General features: G+C 50.6%; 24 protein-coding genes. 16 read left to right on the top strand and 8 right to left on the bottom strand.

Going from position 1 to position 24,226, the window contains the following annotated elements:
• Positions 1-14: 14 nt before the first annotated feature.
• Positions 15-455 carry a MerR family transcriptional regulator gene (locus QQK89_RS18015; protein WP_284240204.1) on the bottom strand — a complete coding sequence of 147 codons (441 nt, stop codon included), beginning with the start codon at positions 453-455 and terminating at the stop codon, positions 15-17.
• 342 nt (positions 456-797) lie between these two features.
• Between QQK89_RS18015 and QQK89_RS18010 the strand changes: the two genes are divergently transcribed.
• The 3 genes from QQK89_RS18010 to QQK89_RS18000 are packed head-to-tail and all read left to right on the top strand — an operon-like array spanning position 798 to position 4,017.
• The gene (locus tag QQK89_RS18010) at positions 798-2,156 is read left to right on the top strand and encodes an ammonium transporter (protein WP_284240028.1); all 1,359 of its coding nucleotides are present in this window, start codon (positions 798-800) and stop codon (positions 2,154-2,156) included.
• 40 nt (positions 2,157-2,196) lie between these two features.
• Entirely contained in the window at positions 2,197-3,264 is a 1,068-nt protein-coding gene (locus QQK89_RS18005; protein WP_284240027.1) for a DUF294 nucleotidyltransferase-like domain-containing protein, read from the top strand.
• Between the two features lie 15 nt (positions 3,265-3,279).
• A complete protein-coding gene (locus QQK89_RS18000; protein ID WP_284240026.1) occupies positions 3,280-4,017 on the top strand; it encodes a 3'-5' exonuclease in 738 nt (245 codons plus the stop codon).
• Here the strand turns inward: QQK89_RS18000 and QQK89_RS17995 are convergent.
• Both QQK89_RS17995 and QQK89_RS17990 read right to left on the bottom strand, forming a co-directional pair.
• Positions 4,003-4,434 carry a M67 family metallopeptidase gene (locus QQK89_RS17995; protein ID WP_284240025.1) on the bottom strand — a complete coding sequence of 144 codons (432 nt, stop codon included), beginning with the start codon at positions 4,432-4,434 and terminating at the stop codon, positions 4,003-4,005. The two genes, QQK89_RS18000 and QQK89_RS17995, sit on opposite strands and share 15 nt — an antisense overlap.
• A gap of 56 nt (positions 4,435-4,490) precedes the next feature.
• Entirely contained in the window at positions 4,491-5,696 is a 1,206-nt protein-coding gene (locus QQK89_RS17990; RefSeq protein ID WP_284240024.1) for an MFS transporter, read from the bottom strand.
• A gap of 132 nt (positions 5,697-5,828) precedes the next feature.
• Here QQK89_RS17990 and QQK89_RS17985 point away from each other — a divergent pair, with 132 nt between their 5' ends.
• Positions 5,829-6,362 (top strand): TlpA family protein disulfide reductase, encoded by a 534-nt coding sequence (locus tag QQK89_RS17985; RefSeq protein WP_284240023.1) that lies wholly within the window; start codon positions 5,829-5,831, stop codon positions 6,360-6,362.
• A 54-nt stretch (positions 6,363-6,416) separates the two neighbouring features.
• On the opposite strand, the gene cimA is transcribed toward QQK89_RS17985, so the two are convergent.
• Positions 6,417-8,033, bottom strand: a complete 1,617-nt coding sequence (gene cimA / locus QQK89_RS17980) for a citramalate synthase (protein WP_284240022.1) — start codon at positions 8,031-8,033, stop codon at positions 6,417-6,419.
• A gap of 178 nt (positions 8,034-8,211) precedes the next feature.
• Between cimA and QQK89_RS17975 the strand changes: the two genes are divergently transcribed.
• The gene (locus QQK89_RS17975) at positions 8,212-9,480 is read left to right on the top strand and encodes a DNA polymerase IV (protein WP_284240021.1); all 1,269 of its coding nucleotides are present in this window, start codon (positions 8,212-8,214) and stop codon (positions 9,478-9,480) included.
• 143 nt (positions 9,481-9,623) lie between these two features.
• Complete coding sequence (locus QQK89_RS17970; protein WP_284240020.1) at positions 9,624-9,860, top strand: ferredoxin; 237 nt, start codon at positions 9,624-9,626, stop codon at positions 9,858-9,860.
• Between the two features lie 73 nt (positions 9,861-9,933).
• On the opposite strand, the gene QQK89_RS17965 is transcribed toward QQK89_RS17970, so the two are convergent.
• Positions 9,934-10,074 carry a hypothetical protein gene (locus QQK89_RS17965; RefSeq protein ID WP_284240019.1) on the bottom strand — a complete coding sequence of 47 codons (141 nt, stop codon included), beginning with the start codon at positions 10,072-10,074 and terminating at the stop codon, positions 9,934-9,936.
• A 174-nt stretch (positions 10,075-10,248) separates the two neighbouring features.
• Between QQK89_RS17965 and QQK89_RS17960 the strand changes: the two genes are divergently transcribed.
• From QQK89_RS17960 to QQK89_RS17930, 7 genes are all read left to right on the top strand, one after another.
• The gene (locus tag QQK89_RS17960) at positions 10,249-11,346 is read left to right on the top strand and encodes a quinone-dependent dihydroorotate dehydrogenase (protein ID WP_284240018.1); all 1,098 of its coding nucleotides are present in this window, start codon (positions 10,249-10,251) and stop codon (positions 11,344-11,346) included.
• A gap of 17 nt (positions 11,347-11,363) precedes the next feature.
• Positions 11,364-12,173: a GTP pyrophosphokinase gene (locus tag QQK89_RS17955; protein ID WP_284240016.1), complete on the top strand. Its 810-nt coding sequence runs from the start codon at positions 11,364-11,366 to the stop codon at positions 12,171-12,173.
• A gap of 139 nt (positions 12,174-12,312) precedes the next feature.
• Positions 12,313-13,323 carry a LacI family DNA-binding transcriptional regulator gene (locus tag QQK89_RS17950; protein ID WP_284240015.1) on the top strand — a complete coding sequence of 337 codons (1,011 nt, stop codon included), beginning with the start codon at positions 12,313-12,315 and terminating at the stop codon, positions 13,321-13,323.
• 126 nt (positions 13,324-13,449) lie between these two features.
• A complete protein-coding gene (locus QQK89_RS17945; protein WP_434481719.1) occupies positions 13,450-14,652 on the top strand; it encodes an AGE family epimerase/isomerase in 1,203 nt (400 codons plus the stop codon).
• 19 nt (positions 14,653-14,671) lie between these two features.
• Positions 14,672-15,883 carry a glycoside hydrolase family 130 protein gene (locus QQK89_RS17940; protein ID WP_284240013.1) on the top strand — a complete coding sequence of 404 codons (1,212 nt, stop codon included), beginning with the start codon at positions 14,672-14,674 and terminating at the stop codon, positions 15,881-15,883.
• Between the two features lie 42 nt (positions 15,884-15,925).
• A complete protein-coding gene (locus QQK89_RS17935; protein WP_284240012.1) occupies positions 15,926-16,885 on the top strand; it encodes an alpha/beta fold hydrolase in 960 nt (319 codons plus the stop codon).
• Between the two features lie 85 nt (positions 16,886-16,970).
• Positions 16,971-17,543 (top strand): xanthine phosphoribosyltransferase, encoded by a 573-nt coding sequence (locus QQK89_RS17930; RefSeq protein ID WP_284240011.1) that lies wholly within the window; start codon positions 16,971-16,973, stop codon positions 17,541-17,543.
• A gap of 46 nt (positions 17,544-17,589) precedes the next feature.
• Here QQK89_RS17930 and QQK89_RS17925 read toward each other — a convergent pair whose 3' ends face one another.
• Positions 17,590-18,918, bottom strand: a complete 1,329-nt coding sequence (locus QQK89_RS17925) for an FAD-dependent oxidoreductase (RefSeq protein ID WP_284240010.1) — start codon at positions 18,916-18,918, stop codon at positions 17,590-17,592.
• 358 nt (positions 18,919-19,276) lie between these two features.
• Between QQK89_RS17925 and QQK89_RS17920 the strand changes: the two genes are divergently transcribed.
• From QQK89_RS17920 to QQK89_RS17910, 3 genes are read left to right on the top strand one after another with little or no spacing between them, the layout of a single operon-like run.
• On the top strand, positions 19,277-20,881 hold the full coding sequence (locus QQK89_RS17920) for an RsmB/NOP family class I SAM-dependent RNA methyltransferase (protein ID WP_284240009.1): 1,605 nt from the start codon (positions 19,277-19,279) through the stop codon (positions 20,879-20,881).
• A gap of 1 nt (position 20,882) precedes the next feature.
• The gene (locus tag QQK89_RS17915; protein ID WP_284240008.1) at positions 20,883-21,632 is read left to right on the top strand and encodes a pseudouridine synthase; all 750 of its coding nucleotides are present in this window, start codon (positions 20,883-20,885) and stop codon (positions 21,630-21,632) included.
• 29 nt (positions 21,633-21,661) lie between these two features.
• Complete coding sequence (locus QQK89_RS17910; RefSeq protein ID WP_284240007.1) at positions 21,662-22,459, top strand: Cof-type HAD-IIB family hydrolase; 798 nt, start codon at positions 21,662-21,664, stop codon at positions 22,457-22,459.
• A gap of 74 nt (positions 22,460-22,533) precedes the next feature.
• Here the strand turns inward: QQK89_RS17910 and QQK89_RS17905 are convergent, their stop codons facing one another.
• Together QQK89_RS17905 and QQK89_RS17900 are read right to left on the bottom strand one after the other, a co-directional pair.
• Entirely contained in the window at positions 22,534-22,629 is a 96-nt protein-coding gene (locus QQK89_RS17905) for a hypothetical protein (protein ID WP_015843766.1), read from the bottom strand.
• Between the two features lie 209 nt (positions 22,630-22,838).
• The gene (locus QQK89_RS17900) at positions 22,839-24,218 is read right to left on the bottom strand and encodes an RsmF rRNA methyltransferase first C-terminal domain-containing protein (protein ID WP_284240006.1); all 1,380 of its coding nucleotides are present in this window, start codon (positions 24,216-24,218) and stop codon (positions 22,839-22,841) included.
• Positions 24,219-24,226 lie beyond the last annotated feature (8 nt).

Below are 24,226 nucleotides of genomic sequence, written 5' to 3'. Positions count from 1 at the left end.
GATGGGACAAATCCTTACATGAAATTTCCCTTGTTAATAAGAAGCATTAACGCTTCGATACAAGCTGCGGTTTGCGGCATGAGGCGAGTATACAACCGATTGGCTTGTCTTGGCTTCAGCTGCTTAATAACCGGCTCCAGCTCTTTCACTTCGCGTTCCAATTGGGATAAGTGATGCTGCAGATCCGTAAGCTTCTGAGAAACTTGCTCCTCGGGCGTAATCTTGCTCCAGCCGTCCAAAGCTTCCCTGATTTCGTCCAGCGTATATTTTTCTAGCTTCATTTGTTCGATACGTTTGAGCCTGGCTAAAGTTTCATCGTGATATAAACGATAATTTTTGGCGGAACGTTCCGACGGTTCTATTAGGCCCATGGAAGTGTAATAATCAATTGTCCGAGAGCTCACATTCGCTAACTTCGAAAGTTCGCCTATACGATAAAGCGTCGTATCCCCAATCTCTCCACCTTCTTTCTATATACTATTCATTAATTTTAATCCTAAACTAACCGTACAGTCAAACGTGTTACATGAATGTACAAATTTCGCCTGAATATTGAATTTTGGTAGACTATGATTCCAAAGTATTAGATTGAAAATGCGAAGAATATATATGCTCTAGAACCAATTCCCTAGCTCATTTGTGAAAAAACTTAACATTCCGTTCGAATTAAGACACGAACGTTAGATTTTTTTTCTATTTTAGAAGATTATATATTGTCAAATTAGGTGTTCCTGACTATAATGACATTAAGTCTTTCCTAACATGTTAGTAAACATCACATTAAGGGAGTGGTCGTATTGATTAAGAAAATGGTGTTAACTTTAGCTGTATTATGTTTGGTGTTTCCGGCAATGGCGTTTGCCGATGACCCGACAGCAGGAACGCTTAACATGGGGATTAACTCATTGTGGGTAATGGTAGCATTCGTGCTCGTATTGCTCATGCAAGGCGGCTTCATCCTATTAGAGACAGGTTCCACTAGAATGAAAAACGCAGGCCACGTTGCCGGCAAAACGATCTTCACCGCAGGACTTGCAGCATTGGTTTATTGGGCAGTTGGTTATGGCTTCGCGTTTGGTGCCGACAGCTCGGTTAACGGATTTATCGGATTCGGCGATTTTCTATTCGATCCTTCCATTATTAGCGTAGACGACGGTCTTCCTACTACATTGTTCTTCCTGTTCCAACTTGCTTTTGCGGTAGTATCGCTGTCCATCGCTTGGGGCGGCTTTGCAGAACGCGCTAAATTGTCCTCTTACTTCATCTTTACGATTGTATTTATCGGTGTTATCTATCCTATCGTGGCTCACTGGATCTGGGGCGGCGGCTGGCTCGCTAAAGACGGCGCGCAAGACTTCGCTGGTTCGACGGTAGTTCACTTGTCCGGCGCTATTGCGGCATTCGCGGCAACCGTACTCCTGAAACCGCGTATTGGCAAATACAACAAAGACGGCTCCGCTAACGAAATTTCCGGCCACAACCAAGTATTTACGGCTTTGTCCGTATTGCTTCTGTGGGTAGGTTGGTTTGGCTTCAACGCTGGTTCGACACTTGCAATCGGCGACGGTTTCTTTGGTTATGTAGGTTTCACGACGATGCTTGGCGCTGGCGCTGGCGCAGTTGCGGCACTTCTCATCTCGTGGGCAGTTAACGGCAAAGCTGACATTACGACAATGCTGAACGGTACGCTTGCCGGTCTCGTAGCCATTACAGCTTCTTGCGCATTCGTTGAGCCTTGGGCTGCGGTAGTAATCGGTCTGGTAGCAGGCGTGCTTGTATTCTACAGCGCGAAATTCTTCGAAAAAATCAAAGTCGACGATCCGATCTATGCAATGTCCGTACACGGTGCTGCAGGTATCTGGGGTACGCTTGCTAACGGTATCTTCGCAACGGATGAGCTTGCTTCCAAAGTAGGCGTGGGCCAAGGCGGTCTGATTGATACTGGCAGCTGGCACCAATTGGGCGTTCAAGCTTTGTCGGTTCTGGTGTGCGGCGTATTTGTTCTTGTGGCATCGTTCATCGTGCTTGCCATTATTAAGTACACAATTGGATTCCGCGTAACGGAAGAACAAGAAATTATCGGTCTTGACCTGAGTGAACACGGCGCTTATGGTTATCCTGAGCAACTTAAAAAAGGTCAAGGCATCCAAGGTTAAGGCAAGGTTTGTTGGACTGTCCTGAGGGGAGAGGCGGCGGATGGGAGATCCGGTGCGTGTGCAGCTTCTGAAGCAAATCGGCAAAGCCGATAACGTGAATGTACTGCGCAGTTTGCGGGATCAAGTACATGAGCATATGAAAGGCGTTCTCCAGATGAGTCCGGTCGAACAATTCAACGAACAATTAAATGAGCTGCATGATTCTGTGATCTGCCGCTCTATCCTATTAGCGGAAGCGGAAATGGCACGGTTGGGGATGGGTTCTCCCCCCGTGCCTTACGCGTATCTATTGTTCGGCAGCGGAGGACGTCAGGAGCAGACGTTGTCGAGTGATCAGGACAGCGGTATTGTTTTTGAGGACTCCGCGGACGATTCGGAAGAAGCCAAGGCTTATTTTCAGCAATTAACCTCAATTATCGTCTCGACTTTGCATCAATCCGGCTATCCGTTATGCGAGGGTAACGTGCTAAGCAACAACCCGGAATGGTGCATGTCGTTAGCCGAATGGAAGGCCAAGCTGAATAGCTGGTTTGCCGAGCCGGCTTGGGAAGCTGTTCGTTATTTGTTGATTTTGGCCGATGCTAGATCGGTATACGGCGATCATCGTTTGGCGTTTGAGCTGAAGGACCATTATTTCAATAATGTCGTTGATTATCCGAATATTACTCGGCGAATGCTGGATAATACGATGCGCCATAAAGTGCTGCTTGGCGTATTTGGACATTTGCTTAAAGAACAGTATGGAACGGATGCCGGTAGTCTGGATATTAAATATGGAGCCTATATCCCGCTTGTGAACGCCGTGCGTCTGCTGGCGCTTCAAGCGGGCATTCGCGATACGGCAACATTGTCTCGTATTCGCACGCTGGCGATGCATGATCAATTGGAATCGGATGAAGCGGCCTCCTACGAGCAGGCTTTCCGACTGTTTCTCCGGTTGCGGCTTATGACAACGGAACAAAATGACGACGGATTGTATGCCAATAACGGAAAGCTCTCCAGTCGGAGCTTGAGCAGAGAAATGACCGAGGAGCTAAAGAGCGCGCTCAGAATCGGGAAGAGGCTACAGCGTAAAGTGTTCAAGCGAACAACAGGAAGGTTCATGTAAGGCGGTGGATAAGGAATGAAGGAGGAACCAAAAGGCGTCGGGCGGATGTGGAATTTGTATAAAATGGGAGGCTTTACGCCTGCCATTGCCTCTATGCTTGGTTCGCAAAACGCACAGCAGATGGCATTTATCCGCTCCATCAACAAAGAGCAGCGCAAGCAGTCTTTGCTGGATATGCCGCTGAGGGAGCTGGACATTGTCGTATTTGATTTGGAGACAACCGGGTTCTATCCCTCGAACGGGGACGAGATCATCTCGTTTGGCGCTGTCCATATGAAGGGACTGGAACTGAATGAGTCCAGGCAATTCTATAGTCTTGTCAACCCGAAACGTCGAATTCCAAGGCAAATCATAGAGTTAACGGGAATCACGAATGAGATGGTGCAGGATGCTCCGGATCTGATGCAGGTTCTGCATGACTTTATGGAATTTCTCGGCAGAAGACTGCTGCTGGCCCATGCTGCCGGACACGATAAGCAGTTCCTGAATGCCGCGTTATGGAGAACTTCGAAAATCAGCTTGAATCACCGGGTTCTGGACACGATGCTTGTCGCCAAATGGCTGGAGCCGAAGCGGGCTTCTTATGCGCTTGACGATTTGCTGGAAGACTTCGGAATTCCAATAACGGAACGCCATCACGCGCTGCAGGATTCCTTGATGACAGCAAAGCTCTGGCAGCAGTTCCTGATCCGGATTTTGGACCGGAACATTACGACTTTAGGGGATTTGTACGCTTATTTAAGCAAACATTAGCGTTAGAGGACAGAAGGTCTGGCCAGCATGCCTATAAGGTTGAACGACTGGTACGGGACCATCTGCCATAGAGATAATCCAATAGGAGGCCTGTTCCTCTGAAGCAGGCAAGCCAAGCCAATCGCGTTTGGACGGCGTGACGGAAGAGGTTGGGTGCGAGTGGAAAAAACCGACGAGCGTTTGTCGGTTTTTTTGCATGTCATAATACACGGATACCCATTCTCCGGGATGAAAGCGAAAAGAGCGGAACGGATCCTCGTGAATATTTGTTATGGCGTGTACGTGCGTAACGATTGCCGGAATACCCTGAGTTGCCGCAGTTCCTGTTAGTACTCCGCAAGCCTCCCGGGGTAATTCCTGCTGGCATCGTTCAATTAATTGAATATAAGCAGACTGTGTAATCGCAATGGTAGACATCGGCTTCCCGTCCCTTTCCTGCGGAATCCAATTCATTATACTAAGCGCAGGAAAGGTTAGCTAGCCGGATTAGCCGTTTTCTCCGGATGCAGCAGTTTAATCGCGAAGATGAGGGCCGCAATTGCAAGTACAACCAGCAGAATAAACAATGCGGTTACGGAACGATCGGCAAGCCAACTGAAGAGGGGAGGCCCGGCCGCAACGCCGAAGAAGCGCAAACTGTTATAGAACGAAGTTACAATTCCCCGGTGGGAACGGTCCACGGATCCCGTAATCCAAGTGTTCAGACAAGGGAGAAGCAAGCCGGTACCAATGCTGCTTAACGTAATAAAACCGATAAAAACATAGATGAGCCAATAGCTGAACAAACAACCGATCAGAGCCGCGCTCATAAGCGATAATCCGATCAGAATAAAACGGCGCATTTTTTTGCCGTCTTTTTTGATGTTGTGACCGGTCAAATAGGCCGTAACAACAAGGCCAAGGAGCGGAATGGCCAGGATGCAGCCTTTTAGAACGCCCTCGATCGAGTATGGGGGCTTCTCCAGTATATCCGACAGATAGACCAGCACGCCGAACAGAAGGAATAAACCTAATGCGCCAGTACAATACGAGGTAATGAGCCAGCTGCCTTTTTCCTTGAATATTTTCTTCATATCGGATAAATATTGCTTTAACTTGAGCGGTTCGGACTTCGACTCGGGTTCTTTAATAAAGAACCACACGGCAGCCAGAGCTGCGGCACAAAATACCGGAAACGCAAAGAACGGCGCATACCAGATGATTAAGGCGAGCGAAGCTCCGAGAATCGGGCTGATCACCTTGCCGGCTCCGTTGGACGCTTCGACAATGCCAAGCGCTTCGCTTTCTTCGCCGTCTTTGTACATATCGCCAACTAACGCCATGGCAATCGGCGCCGTACCGGCCGCAGAGATGCCTTGGATCACGCGGGCGATAACGAGGAGCCAGTAAGTGCCCCAGACGGCTGCAAAGCCCGCTAATATCCCTGCGGCGCCATAGACGGCCAATGCGGGGATGATGATTGCTTTTCGGCGGAACCGGTCTGACAAATAACCAATCAATGGTATGAAAATAGCGGCGCTGACCGAAAATAAAGTGATAACGAGGCTGGACTGAAGCTCTGTAATCTTCATCTTTTTGGCAAGGTCAGGCAATATCGGAACAAGCATCGAGTTGCCAAGCACAAGGACAAGCGGAACGGAAGCAAAAGCAAGATACTGCAGCCATTTGTGTTTGGCCATGAACAACAGTCTCCTCCGATCTTGGTGACATTGACTTTTTTCAATGGCTAATGTGCCCCCTAGCTTGAGCTTCCATTCCTCGCCGTGTTACGATAGGCATAATATAGAAACGCGAATGAAAGAAGGGACATCATGAAGCGCGCAACGATGTTGTTTATTGCAGCTTTTGTATTAGCGGGTTTGGCGGTGTATCAATATGTTGCAAAAGACGAATCCAGCGTTACGGCAGCCTCATCAAGCTTCAAGCCTAAAGCCGGAGCGGAAGCCGTGACCTTCGAGCTGCCGGGGCTAGACGAGAAAACGTATGCGATTGGCGGCAAGCAGGACAAGCTGACTTTCGTCAATTTCTGGGCATCCTGGTGTGGTCCATGCGAGCTGGAAGCGCCGGATTTGCAGCAGTTATACGAGAAATACGGGGATAAAATCGCTTTTTACGGCGTGAATGCAACAAAGTTTGATAAGGAAAGAGCCGCAAGGCAATTTGTGGACGATCATGAATTTACGTTTCCGATTCTGATGGACCGTAAAGGGGACGTTACGAACACCTATAAGGTTGACACATTCCCGACCACCTTCCTTATTGATGCAAACGGGGTTATCCGCGAACGGATCAATGGCGTGATTACCATTGATGAGTGGGAGCGGTTGATCGAGCAATATAGCTAATGTAGAAATAACAAAAAGCCCGGCAGTTGTCTGCCGGGCTTTCTTGACGTTTATTTAGTGGTTAACAACACCGATTCGTTCGATATTGTCGTAAGGAGCTGTACTTGCTTTCTCCATATTCAGCAAAGCATAACGGATGCTGTCAACCAGCGCTTCCCAGCTTGCTTCGATAACGTTGCTGGATACGCCGACCGTACTCCAGGTACTATCCATGTTGGAGGATTCTACAAGGACACGCACCTTCGCTGCCGTAGCATCTTTTTCGTCAAATACGCGAACCTTATAGTCGGACAAATGGATCTCTTCAATCTTCGGATAGAACTGAACTAGTGCCTTGCGCAAGGCGTTATCAAGCGCGTTGACAGGTCCGTTGCCTTCAGCGGCGGTATAGACCTGCTGGCCGTCAACCTTCAGCTTAACGATGGCTTCCGAGTTCATTTGGCCTTTAGCGCCGCTCTCAACGAGAATCTTGAACGATTCAACCTTGAATACTTCAACGGGCTCGCCAAAAGCTTGGCGGAGAAGAAGCTCAAGAGAGGCGTCGGCAGCTTCGAATTGATAGCCTTGATGTTCCAGCTCTTTAATATGGTCCATGATCGCTTTGGTCTGCTCATTGTTCGCGTTCACATCCAGGCCAAGCGTTTGCGCTTTGGAAATAATATTCGATTGGCCGGCAAGTTCGGATACGAGAATCCGCTGCTTGTTGCCTACAAGCTCTGGCTGAATATGCTCGTACGTCTTGGAATCCTTCATGATAGCCGATACGTGAATGCCGCCTTTGTGGGCAAAAGCCGCGTTGCCGACGTAAGCTTGACCAACCGGCATATTGACGTTCGCAATCTCGCTCACGTACCGCGCAGTTCCTGTCAGCGTGCGAAGTTTCTCTTCAGGCAAGACATCGTAGCCCATCTTCAGCTGCAGGTTTGGAATGATCGAGCAAAGGTTGGCATTGCCGCAACGCTCGCCGTAGCCGTTGATCGTTCCTTGTACCTGGCGTGCGCCGGCTTGGATGGCCGCGAGGGAATTGGCTACCGCCAGCTCGCAGTCATTGTGGGTATGTATGCCAATCGGTGCCGTAAGGTCCTGGCGGATGCGGCTGACAATCTCATGGATTTCACCAGGCAGCGTGCCGCCGTTCGTGTCGCAGAGCACAAGCCAGTCAGCGCCAGCATCTTGAGCTTTGCGCAATACTTGAACCGCGTATTCCGGATTGTTCTTGTAGCCGTCGAAGAAATGCTCGGCGTCAAACAAGGCTTCCATGCCTTTATGCTTCAGAAAGGCGATGGAATCGTAAATCATGGACAAATTCTCTTCCAGCGTCGTTTGCAAAGCGGTATGCACGTGGAAATCCCACGACTTGCCGACTAACGTAGCAGCCGGTACGCCGGATTCCGCGATGCGGACGAGGGAAGAATCTTGTTCAGCCAGACTGAATTTGCGGCGCGTACTGCCAAAGGCCGTGATTTTGGCTTGCAGGTTCAAGCTTTTTACCCGTTGGAAAAACTCAATATCTTTGCCGTTGCTTCCTGGATTCCCGCCTTCAATATAATGAACGCCGAGAGCGTCAAGTTTTTGAGCAATTTTGAGCTTATCATCCGCTGACAGGCTGATCCCTTCGCCTTGCGTACCGTCGCGAAGCGTAGTATCAAATATAGTTATCGATGTTGTCATAGCCGGGACGCCTCCTTCTCTTCTACACTGATCGCCTTTAAATATAATTAACTATTATAACACTTGTTGATTAGAATGTAGAGAGGAGCATGGAATTTTTTTGGACGCATCATTCTCAATTTGACGCACCTTCCCGCAGGGCGGTATGCTGGATGGAGTAGGAAGGTGATTTCAGGCTATGGCTGACGGGCACAAAGATTATCCGGCCAAAGGGCGCGTCATTCTTCATTTGGACATGAATGCATTCTATTGCTCCGTACATGAAGCGGAGGAGCCAGAGAAATATAAAGGCAAGCCGACGGCGGTTGCGGGAAGCGTAGAGCTTCGCAAAGGCATTATCGTGACTTGTTCCTATGCTGCGCGAAGCAAAGGGATCAAGACGGGCATGACCGTCAGGCAAGCGATGAGAATGTGTCCCGGTTTGCTTCTCATTCAGCCGGACTTTGACCTGTACCGTAAATACTCCCGCGGCTTTATGAGTATCGCAAGGCAATTTACGCCTCTCGTGGAGCCGATCTCCATCGACGAATGTTATATGGATATTACCGGTTCCAAAATATTCGGTTCGCCGCTGGATATAGCGGGGACGCTTCAGCGCCGGATTGCGGAAGAATGGATGCTGCCCAGCTCGATTGGCGTTGCGCCGAATAAGCTGCTTGCCAAAATGGCTTCGGATATGAAGAAGCCTAACGGCTTGACGGTACTTCGTCTGAGGGATGTCCCAAGCGTATTATGGGATAAACCTTGCGACGTTCTGCATGGCATCGGGAAAAAAACAGCGGATAAGCTGGAACGGCTGCGGATCCGGACAATCGGTCAACTGGCCGCAGCGGACGAAGAGTTTCTCGTTCGGCAATTCGGCGTTTACGGTTCCTGGATGAAGTCAGCAGCCCATGGGATTGATCTGTCGGAGGTTCGGGCAGACCGGGAGCAGAGCAAGTCGATCGGGCATACGACAACTTTGCCGTACGACGTAACGGACCGGCATGATGCTCATCGCATCCTGCTCAATCTGGCGGATCAGACGGCCCGCAGGCTGCGCCGGCAGAAGCTGATGGCTTCTACGGTCCAGATTACGATCCGGAAGCCGGATATGGCCACGATAACGCGTTCCAGCACCTTGCGCGCGCCAACCCATTCGACGGATGCGATCTATTCCGAAGCTTGCAGACTGTTCGATGAGCATTGGCCGGTTAACGAGCCGGCGCGTCTGCTCGGCGTTACCTTGCAGAATCTGGCGGCGGAAGAAGAAACGGCAGTTCAGCTCGATTTGTTCGACTACAAAGAGCAGCCCCGCAAAGAAGCTTTGACGAAAACGATGGACGTGCTGCGGGACAAATTTGGCGAGAATGCGGTGCTTACCGCCGGGATGCTGGGGGATGATCCGTCCGTGCTGATCCGCAACAAAAAGCTGCGCGGAACGTCGCTTCAAAAGGATGATTTGTAGCATTTGCATGGGCATAGCTTGTTGCCAAGGTGGACGGTTTGTTATATATTGATGAGTGAAGGTTTACACTAATTATAGCGAGCGGCAACTACGACGTTTGCAGACGCCTTTTTATGTATATTTTTTTGTGGGAGGGAATACCAATGGGTAAATTTACATGGGTAGAGAAAGACACTTGTATCGCTTGCGGCGCATGCGGCGCTACAGCGCCTGATATTTATGACTATGACGACGAAGGTATTGCTGAAGTGATTTTCAAAAACGACGGCAACCATGGTAATACAGAAATTCCTGAAGATCTGTACGACGACTTGCAAGATGCTTGCGACGGCTGCCCTACAGATTCGATCAAGATTGCTGACGAACCGTTTAATATGTAATCTGTAATCATAAACTCCATGCCTTTCAGCCTACGCTGAGGACATGGAGTTTTTTTGCGGGCATTTGCGGGCATTATTGATTGAGGATGAGAAGGACGGCAACGGCGGCAATAACGACGACTACGATCGATCCGATCCACGCGAGCGCCTTAATATTTACCTCTTCTTTTGGTTTTGTTTTCATTGCGGGAGCTTTCCGTTTGGCTGTGCTCATCTTCAATCAACCTTTCTATGGAAAAATGATAACCATGTCCTTTCATTGTAAACGGTTTCTTTCGTAGCCGCAAGCTCGCGCAAGTCTTGGAATAAGAGCGCCGCCCTTTTCTTTTTCTTCTAAAAAAGATAAACTGTCTGTTAGGAATGACAACTTGAAACGGAGTGTGTAATCTTGCTTTATTCTTCAATTCTTAAACCGGTATTTTTCAAAATGGACCCTGAAAAGGCGCATCATCTCGTTATAGACGGCCTGCATACAGCCGGACGCGTTCCGGGCATGAACAACATGCTGCATGCCATGTATGGCGTTGATTCTTCTCCCGAACTTGCGGTAGATCTGTTTGGCATCCATTTCCCGCATCCCGTTGGCCTTGCTGCCGGGCTGGACAAAAACGGCGTAGCCGCAGACGGGTTCTCCAGCATTGGATTTGGATTCGCGGAAGTAGGCACGGTAACGCCCAAAGGACAACCCGGCAATGAGCTGCCGCGGCTATTCCGTTTGCCATCCGACGAAGCGCTTATTAACCGGATGGGCTTTAATAACGAAGGCGCCGATGAGATGGCCCGCCAGCTGTCGCAGCGCAAGATTCACCGCATTCCGATTGCCGTGAACGTCGGCAAAAATAAAGCAACGCCAAATGAACGGGCTCACGAAGACTACCGTTCCTGCATACAAGTGTTATATCCGCACGGCGATTTCTTTGTCGTAAATATCAGTTCCCCGAACACCCCCGACTTGCGGGCGCTTCAGCATGGCGATGAGCTGCGCACGCTTCTTGGCGAAGTGTTGGAGGAAATCGGACTTCAGGCGTCGAAATTAGGAAGCAAAGCTAAACCGGTTCTTGTGAAGATTGCTCCTGATATGACGGACGAGCAGCTTGAGCTTACCGTATCGACGATTAAAGAAAGCGGCGTATCTGGCATTATTGCTTCGAATACGACGATTTCCCGAGAGGGGCTTACGCATCCGAACGCGAAAGAAACGGGCGGATTAAGCGGAGCGCCGCTTCGCGACCGTTCGACTGAGGTTGTTCGCGAAGTGTACCAGCTGACGGGTGGCAAACTTCCGATTATTGGTTCGGGCGGAATCTTCACCGCAGATGACGCATACGATAAAATTCGCGCCGGAGCCTCGTTGGTAGAGATTTATACCGCTTTAATCTACAAAGGTCCAGGAGTGCTCCGCGAACTGACGAACGGCTTGAAAGAACGATTGCGTAAAGACGGCTACCGCAATATATCGGAGGCAGTAGGCGCAGATCATCGATAGGAACAGGAGGCGGCCGGATGGATGGCAGAGACTGGAATCTTTTTTTGCAGCCTTATGAGCAAGCAGTAGAAGAATTAAAAGTAAAGTTAAAAACGATGCGGGTTGAGCTTAAGATGCGCGAAGCTTATGCGCCAATTGAGTTTGTAACCGGTCGTGTCAAGAAAGTATCAAGCATCTTGGAAAAAGCAAGGCGTCTTAGCGTACCTGCCGATCAATTGGAAAAGGGCATTGAGGATATCGCAGGCATTCGAATCATGTGCCAGTTCGTGGACGATATACACCGCGTTGCCGGGTTTATCCGGACACGGAAGGATTTGAAGCTCGTCTACGAGAAGGACTACATTACGAATTACAAGGACAGCGGCTACCGCAGCTACCACATGATTGTGGAATATCCGGTACAGACGGCGCTTGGCCAAAAATTCGTACTCGCCGAGATCCAGATCCGCACGCTTGCCATGAATTTCTGGGCTACAATTGAGCATTCGCTTAATTATAAATATAAGGAAAGCCTGCCGGAGGATGTGCGCGAACGCTTGAAAAAAGCGGCCGAAGCGGCTTATTTGCTGGATACGGAGATGTCGAGCATTCGCCATGAGATCCTGGATTCGCAGCGCGACTTCGAGGAACGCTCCAACGTTGTATCCAGAGTGCTGAGCTCGATTCAGGATTTGTATTACTATCACCGGGTAAGGGAAGCGGCACAATTCCAGATGAAATTCAACGAGTTGTTCGAGCAGGAAGACCTATACGGTCTCAAGCAGTTATTGCTTGATCTCGAAACCGCGATCTTGCGCGCCAAGAAAAATAACAACCCTACCCCATAAACCAATCCCGCGGCTGCCATCGATGCAGTACGCGGGATTTTTTGCGAACGACGGGATTTGACAAAAGCCGGTATCCGTCCTATCTTAACGTTGTAAGGTTAACGATAAACTTGCGATCTACAGAGCCGGAGGGCACGAAATGCAAAATCATGTAACGATGCGGGATATTGCGAGCAGACTAGGCGTCAGCAGCGTAACGGTATCCAAAGCTTTAGGCGATAAAGATGGCGTAAGCGAAGAGCTCAAGCAGAAGATTAAAGAGCTGGCCAAAGAAATGGGCTACCGGTTTAATGCGGCGGCGAAAGCGATGAAGGACGGTTATACCTCGAACATTGGCGTCGTCATTGCCGAGCGTTACGTAGCGGCTACCCAATCTTTCTATCTGCAATTCTATCAATCTCTGGCAACAACGCTGGAGGAAGAACAGTATTCCGGCATTCTTCATATGTTGAGCGAAAGCGATGAAGAGCAGCTTGTATTGCCGAGAATTTACCATGACCGGAAAGCGGACGGGTTTATCGTTCTAGGCCAGCTCAGCAAGGACTACTTGTCGGCCTTTTACGAGACGGGCATACCGCTTGTATTTCTGGATTTCTATACGGACGATACGGAACTTGATTACGTTATTACGGACAATTTCTACGGCATGTACGAGATGACCAACTATTTGATACAAAACGGTCACCGGGAGCTTGCCTTTGTCGGCAACATTCATTCCACCAGCAGCATACAGGACAGGTTCCTCGGTTTTTATAAATCGCTGCTAGAGCATCGCATAGCGCTTCGCGAAGATTACATCATTAGCGATCGGGATGAGAAAGGCAAATTAATTGAATTCGCGTTGCCTGAACCGATGCCGACGGCGTTTGTCTGCAATTGCGACCAGGTTGCCTACATGCTGATCCAGTCTCTTCGCAAGCGAGGGGTGGAGGTGCCGAAAGACTGTTCGGTAGTTGGTTTCGATAACGATATGTACGCGACGCTTGCCGAGCCCGGGCTGACAACGGTTGAAGTGGACCGGAAGGAAATGGCGAAAGCGGCGGTTACCAAGATCGTAAGCAAAATTAGAACCGGCACGCCGAGCAGCGGCCGAGTACTCGTGAGAGGCAATATGATTAGCAGAGAGTCTGTAAAAACAATCGAAACATGAGGCGATAAAGTTCGCTTCATGTTTTTTTTATTGACGGAAATTGATTTTGCGATTATCTTGTAACTTAATCGATAACTTAAATTTAACTTAATGTTGATTGGAAGGAGACTGCGACAAGTGGAACCGTTGGAATTGAAACATTGGCAGCAGGAGATGGAGAGCGAATTAATCGATAACATTTTATCCTTTTGGCTGAAGCATTCGTTGAGCGAGCAAGACGGCGGGTTTATTGGCCGCATGACCAATGATCTGAAAGTACAGGCAACGGCCGATAAGTTGCTTGTATTAAACGCCCGGCTTTTATGGACGTTTGCTGCGGCATACCGGAGATACAAGACGCCGGACTATCTCGAAGTGGCTGATCGCGCTTACCGTTACTTAATGGATCGCTTTTATGACCGGGAACACGGAGGTTTCTATTGGCTGCTAAATGATAAGGGGGAGCCGGTTCAGACCAAGAAACAAATTTATGGTCAAGCTTTTGTTATTTATGCATTCTCGGAATACGTGCGCGCTTGTCCAAATGACGAGGTGCTGCAGCAAGCGGTGCGGCTGTTCGAACAAATTGAGCGTTACAGTTATGATCCCGAATATAAAGGGTATATTGAAGCGCTTGATTGCAACTGGCAGGAGACGGAGGATCTCAGTCTAAGCAGCACGGATCTGAATGAGAAGAAGTCGATGAACACCCATTTGCATGTGCTGGAAGCGTATACGAATTTGTACCGGGTATGGCCCGTGGAACAATTGCGGAAGAAACAAGCCGAGCTTATTGTCACGATGATAGAGAAGATTGTTGATGAACAATCCGGACATTTCAAATTGTTTTTTGATGAACAATGGCATTCCAAGTCTCATGAGATCTCTTATGGCCATGACATCGAAGGCAGCTGGCTGCTGTTGGAAGCGGCGGAGGTGCTCGGGGATGAGCCGCTGATTAGCCGTGCGGAATCAGTTGCTCTCGCGATGGCCCAAGCCGTATACGAAGAAGGCGTCGATACGGACGGAGCGGTCGTGAACGAAGCGGGTCCAAACGGCTGGACGGATACCGACAAGATCTGGTGGCCGCAGGCGGAAGCGGTTGTTGGATTCTTGAACGCCTATCAGTTGTCGGGCAAGGAGCATTTCCTTCAGGCTGCCTATCGGACGTGGAGATTCATAGACCGCTATATCGTGGACAAGGCAAACGGCGAATGGTTCTGGAAGGTGAATCAAGCCGGAGAGCCAAGCCTGGAAGCCATGAAGATTGATTCCTGGAAATGCCCATACCATAACGGGCGAATGGGCTTCGAAACGCTGGAACGACTCGAGAAATTAGTCAAACAATAAAATTTATGGAGGGTACATAATGACAACTACAACAACCTTTTTGGAAAAGCTGAACGAGCTGCATACCAAGCATCAAGAGCTGCTGAACCAACCAAATAAACCTGCAGCAGGCGGCAACGGCATTTATGACAAGTTCGAGAATCCCGTAATTACCGCCGCGCATGCGCCGCTGTACTGGCGTTTCGATCTGAATCCGGAGACGAATCCTCATCTCATGGAACGGATCGGGGTAAACGCGGCACTTAACCCTGGTGCAATTGAGTTAAACGGGAAGTTTTATTTAATCGTTCGCGTGGAAGGGCATGACCGCAAATCGTTTTTTGCCGTTGCGGAGAGCGAGAATGGCATTGACGGCTTCAAATTCTGGGATTATCCAATCGTGATGCCGGAGACGGCTAATCCGGACGTTAACGTCTACGATATGCGGCTGACCAAACATGAGGACGGTTGGATTTACGGGGTATTTTGTACCGAGCGGAAGGATCCTCAGGCCAATAAAGGGGATACGTCCAGTGCGGTAGCCAGCGCAGGCATCGCTAGAACGAAGGATTTGATTGCGTGGGAACGGCTGGATGACCTTCGGACGCCTTCGCCCCAGCAGCGCAATGTCGTGCTCCATCCGGAGTTTGTGGATGGTAAATATGCCTTCTACACACGGCCGCAGGACGGCTTTATTAATGCGGGATCCGGCGGCGGTATCGGTTGGGGCTTGTCAACGAGCATCGAGCATGCGACTATTGAGTTGGAAACGATTGTGGATGAGAAAATATACCATACCATTAAGGAAGTGAAGAACGGACAAGGTGCGGCCCCGATTAAAACAGAGAAAGGGTGGCTGCATATTGCCCACGGCGTTCGGAATACGGCAGCGGGGCTGCGTTATGTCATCTATGCGTTTATGACGGATTTAAATGATCCAAACAAAGTGATCTATTCACCAGGAGGACATTTGATTGCACCGGAAGGGGAAGAGAGGGTTGGCGACGTTTCGAACGTGGTGTTCACCAATGGCTTGATAGCCAGAGAGAACGGCGATGTGTACATCTATTACGCATCATCGGATACGCGCTGCCATGTAGCCGTCTCCACCATTGAGAAGCTGGTCGATTATTGCGTACATACGCCGGCTGACCCTCTGCGTTCCCATGCTTGCGTGCAGCAGCGCAGCGAGTTGATTGCAAGTAATCTGAAGCTGATGGAGCGTCCGGAATTTCGCTTTCTAAGATACTAAGTTCTGAAGAAGCAGGACGAACAGAAGGGGATATGATCGAAGATGCCGCTAGTTGATATGCCGCTTGAACAGTTGTACGCCTATGAGGGACGCAGCCCGCGTCCGGAAGACCTCGATGCCTATTGGGAGCGTGCGCTTGACGAAATGCGCGCCGTTGACCCGCAAGTCGAACTTACGCCAAGCAGCTTCCAAGTACCTTTTGCAGACTGTTTCGACTTGTACTTCACAGGTGTTCGCGGAGCCAGAATTCACGCCAAATACGTCCGCCCGAAAAATGTTTCCGAACCGCATCCAGCCATTATTCAATTTCATGGATATACCGGGAACGCAGGGGATTGGTCGGACAAGCTGACTTATGCGGCGCTTGGCTACTCCGTCTTTGCGATGGATTGCCGCGGACAAGGCGGATCATCCGAAGATACCGGCAGCGTAAAGGGAACTACGCATCACGGCCATATTATCCGGGGACTTAACGACCATCCGGATAACTTGCTGATGCGTCATATTTTCCTCGATACCGCTCAGCTTGCGGGCATTGCCATGAATATGCCGGAAGTTGATGCGGACCGTGTCGGCGCGATTGGCGGTTCGCAAGGAGGAGCTTTGACGCTTGCTTGCGCATCGCTTGAACCGCGGATCAAGAAGCTGGCTCCCGTCTATCCGTTCCTTTGCGATTACAGACGGGTGTGGGAGATGGATTTGGCGAAGGATGCTTATGGCGAGCTGAGAACGTTTTTCCGCCATTTTGATCCGCGTCATGAGCGGGAGGACGAGATTTTCGAGAAGCTTGGTTACATCGATCTTCAGCATCTGGCTAACCGGATTCAAGGGGAAGTGCTGATGACCGTTGGCCTTGCCGATACCATTTGCCCTCCGTCTACGCAGTTTGCGGCTTATAACAAAATTACGGCACCGAAATCCACCGATATTTATCCGGACTTTGGACATGAGCATCTGCCGGAAGTATCCGACCGCACGATTCAGTTCATGCTGGGGTTGTAAGTGTCCGAAAAGCTTGCGTACTTGCCCGATTAGCGGTAGTCTCATTAGTAGATGAGAAGAATTGGGCAGGAGGCTGGCAAGCGTAATGAAAGCATTGCAAGATAAGATTCGAAACGAAGGTATTGTTCTAAGCGAGACCGTATTAAAGGTGGACTCCTTCCTCAACCATCAAGTGGATCCCCAGTTAATGCTGGCGATCGGGCAATGTTTTGCGGGAGCTTATGAAGGTGAAGGCGTGACGAAGGTATTAACGCTTGAATCATCGGGCATCGCGCCGGCTGTCATGACGGCGTTAACTCTTCAAGTACCGCTTGTGTTCGCGCGCAAACAGAAGTCGCTCACTTTGCGTGACGACTTGTATGTCGAGGAGGTTTACTCCTTCACGAAGCAGGTCAAAAGCGAAGTCGCCATCTCGCGCAAGTTTCTGACGCCGGGAGAGCGGGTGCTTATCATCGATGATTTCCTCGCGTACGGCGAAGCGGCGTTTGGCATGGCGAGAATCGTGGAAGCTGCCGGGGCAAGCGTGGCGGGGATTGGCATCGTCATTGAGAAGTCGTTCCAGAGCGGCGCGGATAAGCTGAAGGAAGCGGGTTACCGTGTTGATTCGCTGGCCCGGATCGCGGCGCTCACTCCGGACGGAGTTCAATTTGTGGAATAAAACAAAAAAGCGGAAGCTCTCCTTGCGGGAGCTTCCGCTTTGTATATTAAATGGCTTGCAAGCCGGCTTGATTCAGCAGATTCCAAGGTTTGTTGTAATGTGGTTGGAAGAAGAAATCGACAAAGGTAAGCTCGCTCATCGTCATGTTGTTCTGAATGCAGACCGACATCGTATTAATGGCCTGCGTCAAATCATCCTTCGACATCACTTGGGCACCAACGATCCGGCCCGTATCCGCTTCATATACGACCTTGAGCAGCACCTTCTCGTAGGTCGGCATAAATTCGGGGCGGTCATTGTCTTCAAGGATCACGGTCTTCACGTCCATGCCCGTATCCAGCGCGGCAAGTTCAGTTAAGCCGGTCGAAGCGATATTTTGCTCATAAATTTTGATCCCCGATGTTCCTTGCGTTCCCATATAACGAACCGTTGGCTTCAAGAGGTTGCGTGCGACTAGAGTCCCCATGCGAACCGCGTTTGTTGCAAGAGGGATGTAAGCATGCTTATGCGTCGGGTTGTAGAACACGGCGCAGCTGTCGCCGGCGGCAAAGACATCCGGATTGCTAGTGTGCATGTATTCGTCCACAATAATGGCACCGTTAGGAAGCATGTTGATCTGGCCCCTCAGGAGATCCGTATTCGGGCGGAAGCCGATACATAAGACTACCATGTCCGTTTCGTATTCGCCCGAAGTGGTAACAACGGTCGCTACTTTGCCTTCCTCTCCGCGGAAGCCGGTTACCGTCTGAGCCAATTTGAGTTCTATGCCTCGGTCATCAAGCTCTTGTTCAATCACATCGGTAAATTCACGATCCAAATATTTGAACAAAATTCGGTCCATATTATCAATTAGCGTAACTTGCTTGCCGAGTTGCTCGAACGCTTCAACCAACTCGATTCCGATATAACCCGCACCGATAACGGTGATCTTGTTAGCCGTTTTTGCTTTTTCGATAATGGTTTGAGCATGAGCATAGTTTTTGCAGAGCACGATATTGTCAAGCTCCATTCCTTGCAGCTTCGGAACAATCGGCCACGAACCAGTCGTTACGACTAGTTTGTCATAGGCTTCGAGCATTTCTTCGTTTGTATCGAGATTGCGGGCCAGAATGGTTTTGGCTTCCGTATGGACTTCCAGAACATCATGGCGCATTTTCATATGAACGCCCAAGTCCATGAGTTGCTGCGGCGATGCGTAGAACAGCTTGTTCATATCCGGCACTACGCCGCCAACAGTTAGGGCAATGCCGCACGAGAGGAACGATACATTGTCATTGCGCTCATACACCGTAATTTGCGCTTCGGGATAAAGCTTAGCCATTTGAGTAACGGCGGCGGTACCTGCATGCGTGCAACCAATAACAGCGATCTTCATAAAAAACTCCTCCTTATTTTTCCTGTGAAATAATTCACATAGTTCCTTGCGAAAAATCAAGCGAGACCAATAGGGAGGGTACGCTTGTTGTTTCTCTCTTCTCTTCGTCGACTTCATCATGTTGTTGTCGGCTATGCTGAAGGGAAGTCATCAATCGCAAGGAGCATGTTGCAATTTGATATGTGATTAATTTCACAATCTCTTCTTGCTCTTATCATATGCGAACGGAACGGTTTTGACAATAGGTTGTGATTAATTTCACATATTGATCACAAATGCTCAGCCCTTCAAATTAGAAGAGCATTAGAGTATACTCGATGTTATATTTCATGCGCAAAGCTTGCAAGGGGATGACCAGATGTCCGGCTATTTGCCGATTGCTTTTACAACAAAGATGAAGTCGCTGCTCGGAGAAGAGTTCGACAGGTTTATGTCCTCCTATGAGGATCCGCGTGTATACGGCATTCGTATCAATCGTCTTAAGATTGATGCCGAAGATTGGAAGAACTTATCGCCGATGGGGGATACAGTCCGTCCGATTCCGTGGGCGCCAGACGGCTATTATTATGAAGAGGGCGCCCGTCCGGGCAAACATCCTCACTACCATGCCGGTCTTTATTATATCCAGGAACCAAGCGCGATGGCGCCGGTTGAGCTGCTTGATGTTCAGCCTGGACATCGCGTGCTTGATTTATGCGCGGCTCCAGGCGGCAAGTCGACTCAAATTGCCGGTAAGCTGCAAGGCAGCGGCGTGCTCGTCAGCAATGATAACGCCAGAGAACGGACCAAAGCGCTAGCGAAAAATATCGAGCTTGCCGGCGTCCGCAATGCGGTGGTGCTTAACGAAGAGCCATCAGCGCTTGCCCCGGTATTCCGAGGCTGGTTCGATCGTATTCTGGTAGATGCCCCATGCTCCGGCGAAGGCATGTTCCGCAAGGATGAGTCGATGATTGCCGAGTGGGAGAAGCATTCCATTGAGCGCTGCTCGGCGATGCAGCGGCATATTTTGCGGGATGCGGCAGCGATGCTTGCTCCAGGCGGCGTGCTTGTCTATTCGACTTGCACATTCTCGCCGGAAGAGAACGAAGCCCAAATCGCGGAACTTCTTGCCGAATATCCGGATTTCGAAGTGTTGCCGGTTCCTCATCAATACGGTTGGAAGCCAGGGAATCCGGATTGGGCAGGCGAAGCCGGCCGGGATCTGACTGGCGGCCAATTAGCTTCGCTAGCGGGAACGGTTAGGTTATGGCCTCATCATATAGAAGGAGAAGGGCATTATGCGGCGGTATTGACCCGCAAAGGCACTAGAACGGAGGATGCAGAGCCGGTTGTCTCCGAGACTGCCCTTCTTGACGCGGATGCAGGGAAAAGAAAGAAATTGAAAGGCAATGCCGGAGCCGCAATGCGGGCCGCCGAGAAAAAAGGCGGACGAGGAACGAAAGACAGCGGGAAGCTGCATCGGACGGTCATTAACGGCAAGCACGCCGGCAAAGGACAAGTTGAGCCCGTAGACGCCGCCGCGTTATGGCATGTTTTTGCCGAAAGAGAGCTTTCGGAGCTATTCGAGGGAACTGGTAACGTGCAATGCTTTGGCTCGCGGGTCTATTTGCAGCCGGAAGGCTTGCCTTCCTTGGACGGTTTGCGTGTCGTGAGGGCGGGTTGGTATGTCGGCGAAGCGGGGAAGCATAAGTTTGAACCGTCCCAAGCGCTGGCGATGGGGCTTCAGCAACGCGAGGCTGCGCTATCGCTTGATTTCAGCTCGGCAGACCCTAATGTCATTCGGTATTTGAAAGGCGAGACTTTATTTGTAGATGCCGGTCAGATGAAGGCGGGAGGAGACTTGCCGCAACCTTTGAAGGGATATGTACTCGTCTGCACCGACGGCTATCCGATTGGCTGGGGCAAGTATTCCGGAGACGGCATGCTCAAAAACGAGCTGCCAGCCGGTTGGAGGTGGATGTAGGATGGGGAAAAAAATGCGGCTCGACAAGCTGCTTGCGCATACGGGCTACGGTACGCGCAGCGAGATCAAAAAGTTGGTTAAACAGGGTAAAGTAACGGTAGCCGGCAAGGCGGCCAAGGATAGCGGGCTGCTTATCGATCCGGAGGTAGATGAAGTAGCTTTTGACGGAGAGCGGGTAATGTACAGGGAAGTCATCTATTTAATGATGAATAAACCGCCGGGCGTCATTTCGGCGACCGAGGACCGGAGAGAACGGACGGTTATCGATTTGCTTGAAGCGGCCGATCAGTTGATGGAGCCTTTTCCCGTAGGACGATTGGATAAGGATACGGTAGGTCTGTTGCTGCTGACGAATGACGGACAGCTGGCGCATGAGCTATTGTCGCCGCGCAAGCATGTGCCAAAAACCTACGAGGCGATTGTGCAAGGCGATGTTGGCGAAGAAGATCAAGCATCGTTTAAAGTTGGCGTAACGCTGGATGACGGTTATTTGACGATGCCTTCCGATTTAAAGATATTGAAAAAAGACAGTAATGAGGGTGGCGTGACTTCGGTTATATCGCTTACGATAATGGAAGGGAAGTTCCATCAGGTGAAGCGGATGTTTGAGGCGGTAGGCAAAAAAGTCGTATACCTGAAGAGGGTGTCGATGGGGCCGCTTGAGCTGGACGCTGATCTGGAGGAAGGAACTTACCGTGAATTGACCGATGAGGAAGTAGCCATGCTGCGCGCTCACCGGGGCTTGGAATAAAAATAGAGAATAGGATTGGGGAGAATCGTATGGCATTGCAGTATGATTTGATTGCGCTTGACGTGGATGGCACCTTATTGACGGATGACCATCAATTGACGGTCAAGACTCGCGAAGCCGTGCGCGAGGCGGCGGAACGCGGAGCGGGCATCGTATTGTGCACGGGGCGCGCGCCTGTCAGCGTTTTTCCGGTTCTCGAAGAGCTAGGTCTAAGCGGTACAATTATTACACATAATGGCGGAGCAACGATTGACTCGGATACAAAAACGATCATTCATCAATATGAAATTGCGCCGCAGCAATTGGAGCCGTTTGTTGCATACTGCCGGACGAACAAGATTCATTTCGACATCAATACCGCCTTTGAAATGATGGTGGAATCTCTTACGCCAGAGCTCACCGATATGTATACCAAGTTTCATATTTCTCCTTCCGTTCTTGGCCATGGCGCTAATCTTCCAAAAGGTCTCGTAAAGTTTACGATATTTGGCGACAAAGAGACGGTGGATCGCGTCCAGATGGACTGGGAACAATGGCCTCCGACATTGCTAACGATCCGCAGCGGCGATTTCTTTATTGACGTTCATCACCCGGAAGCAAGCAAAGGCAGAGCCTTGCAGCAATTTGCGCAAAGCCAAGGAATCGAGCGGGACCGGATCCTCGCTATTGGCAATTACTACAATGATATCTCGATGCTTGAATTTGCCGGTTGCGGAATTGCGATGGGCAATTCGCCCGACGGAGTCAAAGACGCGGCTGATGTCGTTGGACGTTCCAATGCGGAAGACGGCGTTGCGCATGCGTTGCGCGAGTTTGCCTGGAGTTAGGCTAATGGAAAAGGAGAAGGGGCAGCCCCTCGGTCATCATGACCGTGGTGCTGCCCCTTTTTGCTGCCAAGTCCTTAGTGACAAACTGTTCTGATGATGATGACCAGAAGAATGAAAAGGACAAGGATGAAACCTACCGTATTGACGCCGCCTCCGTATACGCCAGACATGCTAATTCCTCCTTGTGATTATATTCCGCTGGAAGGCTGCTGCCATTCGAGTACATTCGCCCTCAGTTCGGTATACAGTATTGTATGTGAAACGCCCTGATAGGAATGGACTACTGTCACGGTATAACTGCAAATGGGTAATGACCCAGGAGGAAAAGCTTGCCGGAAGCGGCTGTAAGCAAGTGGCCTGACGGTTGCCTTTACCGGCTTTAATTGAAGCGGCGAAGACCTTTTGGCAGATGATTCTTCAGCTGGCCGCCGCTTGCTTTCGCCCAGCCAAGCGGAAGCCCGTTGACGGCGACAAGTCCCCAGCCGTTGGCGTCGCGAGAGGCCGGCAATGTTTCCCCGCGCAGATAGGCGGCGATTTCCGGAGCCTCTGGCGGGTAGCTTTGCGACCAGGCCGCATCGTCCGCTTTGACGGCAAGAGCTAGCGCATGAGCCGGCTCCAGCCGGTTTTTGCGAATGTCGCCAAGATGGAGGCCGGGACGAGCTACTTTTAGCCCGTCAAGATCAGCGGCGCCAAAGCTGCCGGAAGTTTGATGCGGCAGCCAATACAAGGCGTCTCCGAACCGGACCGGCTCTCCCGGACCAAGCGTGAAGCCAGGCAACGCCTGCTCGGCAAAACCGTGAAACAAGGCGAGCTCAGCGTTAAGCGGCTTGGCTCGTCCGGCGTTCCGCTTACCGTGGTCGCGCCGGTTGCTCTTGCGTTCCCGAACTTCGATAAGTGGCTCTTCTTCAGCAGCCTTGCGGAGACGCGCGACAAAATGCCCTTCGCCGCGAACCTGATGCGGCCACAACCGCTCGATTTGCTCTACGCGGAAGGCAGGATGCTTCTCCACAAACTGCTCGATTGTCTCTTCGTTCTCGGCACGGTTAAACGTACAAGTCGAATAAACCAACACGCCGCCGGGTTTCAGCATGACCGCCGCATGCTCCAAAATGTCGGAGGAGCGTTCGGCACAATAAGTCACATGCGCTTCCGACCATTCCGCTATGGCATCTTCATCCTTGCGGAACATGCCTTCACCGGAGCAAGGGGAGTCCAGCATAATGCGGTCGAAAAAGGCCGGGAAACGTCTCGACAGCTCATGGGGCGCCGCATTGGTCACAACCGCGTTGCGGATGCCAAAGCGCTCGACGTTCTCGCTGAGAATCTTCGCCCGAGCCGGATGGATTTCGTTCGCGATCAGTAACCCTTCGCCATTCATGCTGCCGGCGATTTGAGTCGTCTTGCCGCCTGGCGCCGCGGCGAAATCAAGAATGGTCTCGCCCGGCTTCGCATCAAGCAACTCCGCTGCCGACATCGCAGAAGGTTCTTGAATGTAATAAAGACCGGCCGTGTGAAAGGGATGTTTGCCCGGTCTGGTCTCTTCGTCGTAATAATAACCCGCCTTGCACCAAGGCACAGGTTCCAAATGAAACGGCTGCTTGAGAGCAGCCGTGAGAGAGGTTTGGCTTTTTAATGGATTGAAGCGAAGCCCGAAAGCTCTGGGCTCGCTGTAGCTGTCAAGAAACCGCTCGGCTTCTTCCCTTCCGAGAAGAGCCTGCATTTGCCGGACATACGCATCCGGCAGCTGCACGTTCTTCAATGTCCTGC

Origin of the sequence: Paenibacillus glycanilyticus, assembly GCF_030161375.1 — a bacterium.
Classification (GTDB): Bacteria; Bacillota; Bacilli; order Paenibacillales; family Paenibacillaceae; genus Pristimantibacillus; species Pristimantibacillus glycanilyticus_B.
Note: the sequence above shows the minus strand (reverse complement) of the source record. Positions and strands in the feature narration are given on the sequence as shown.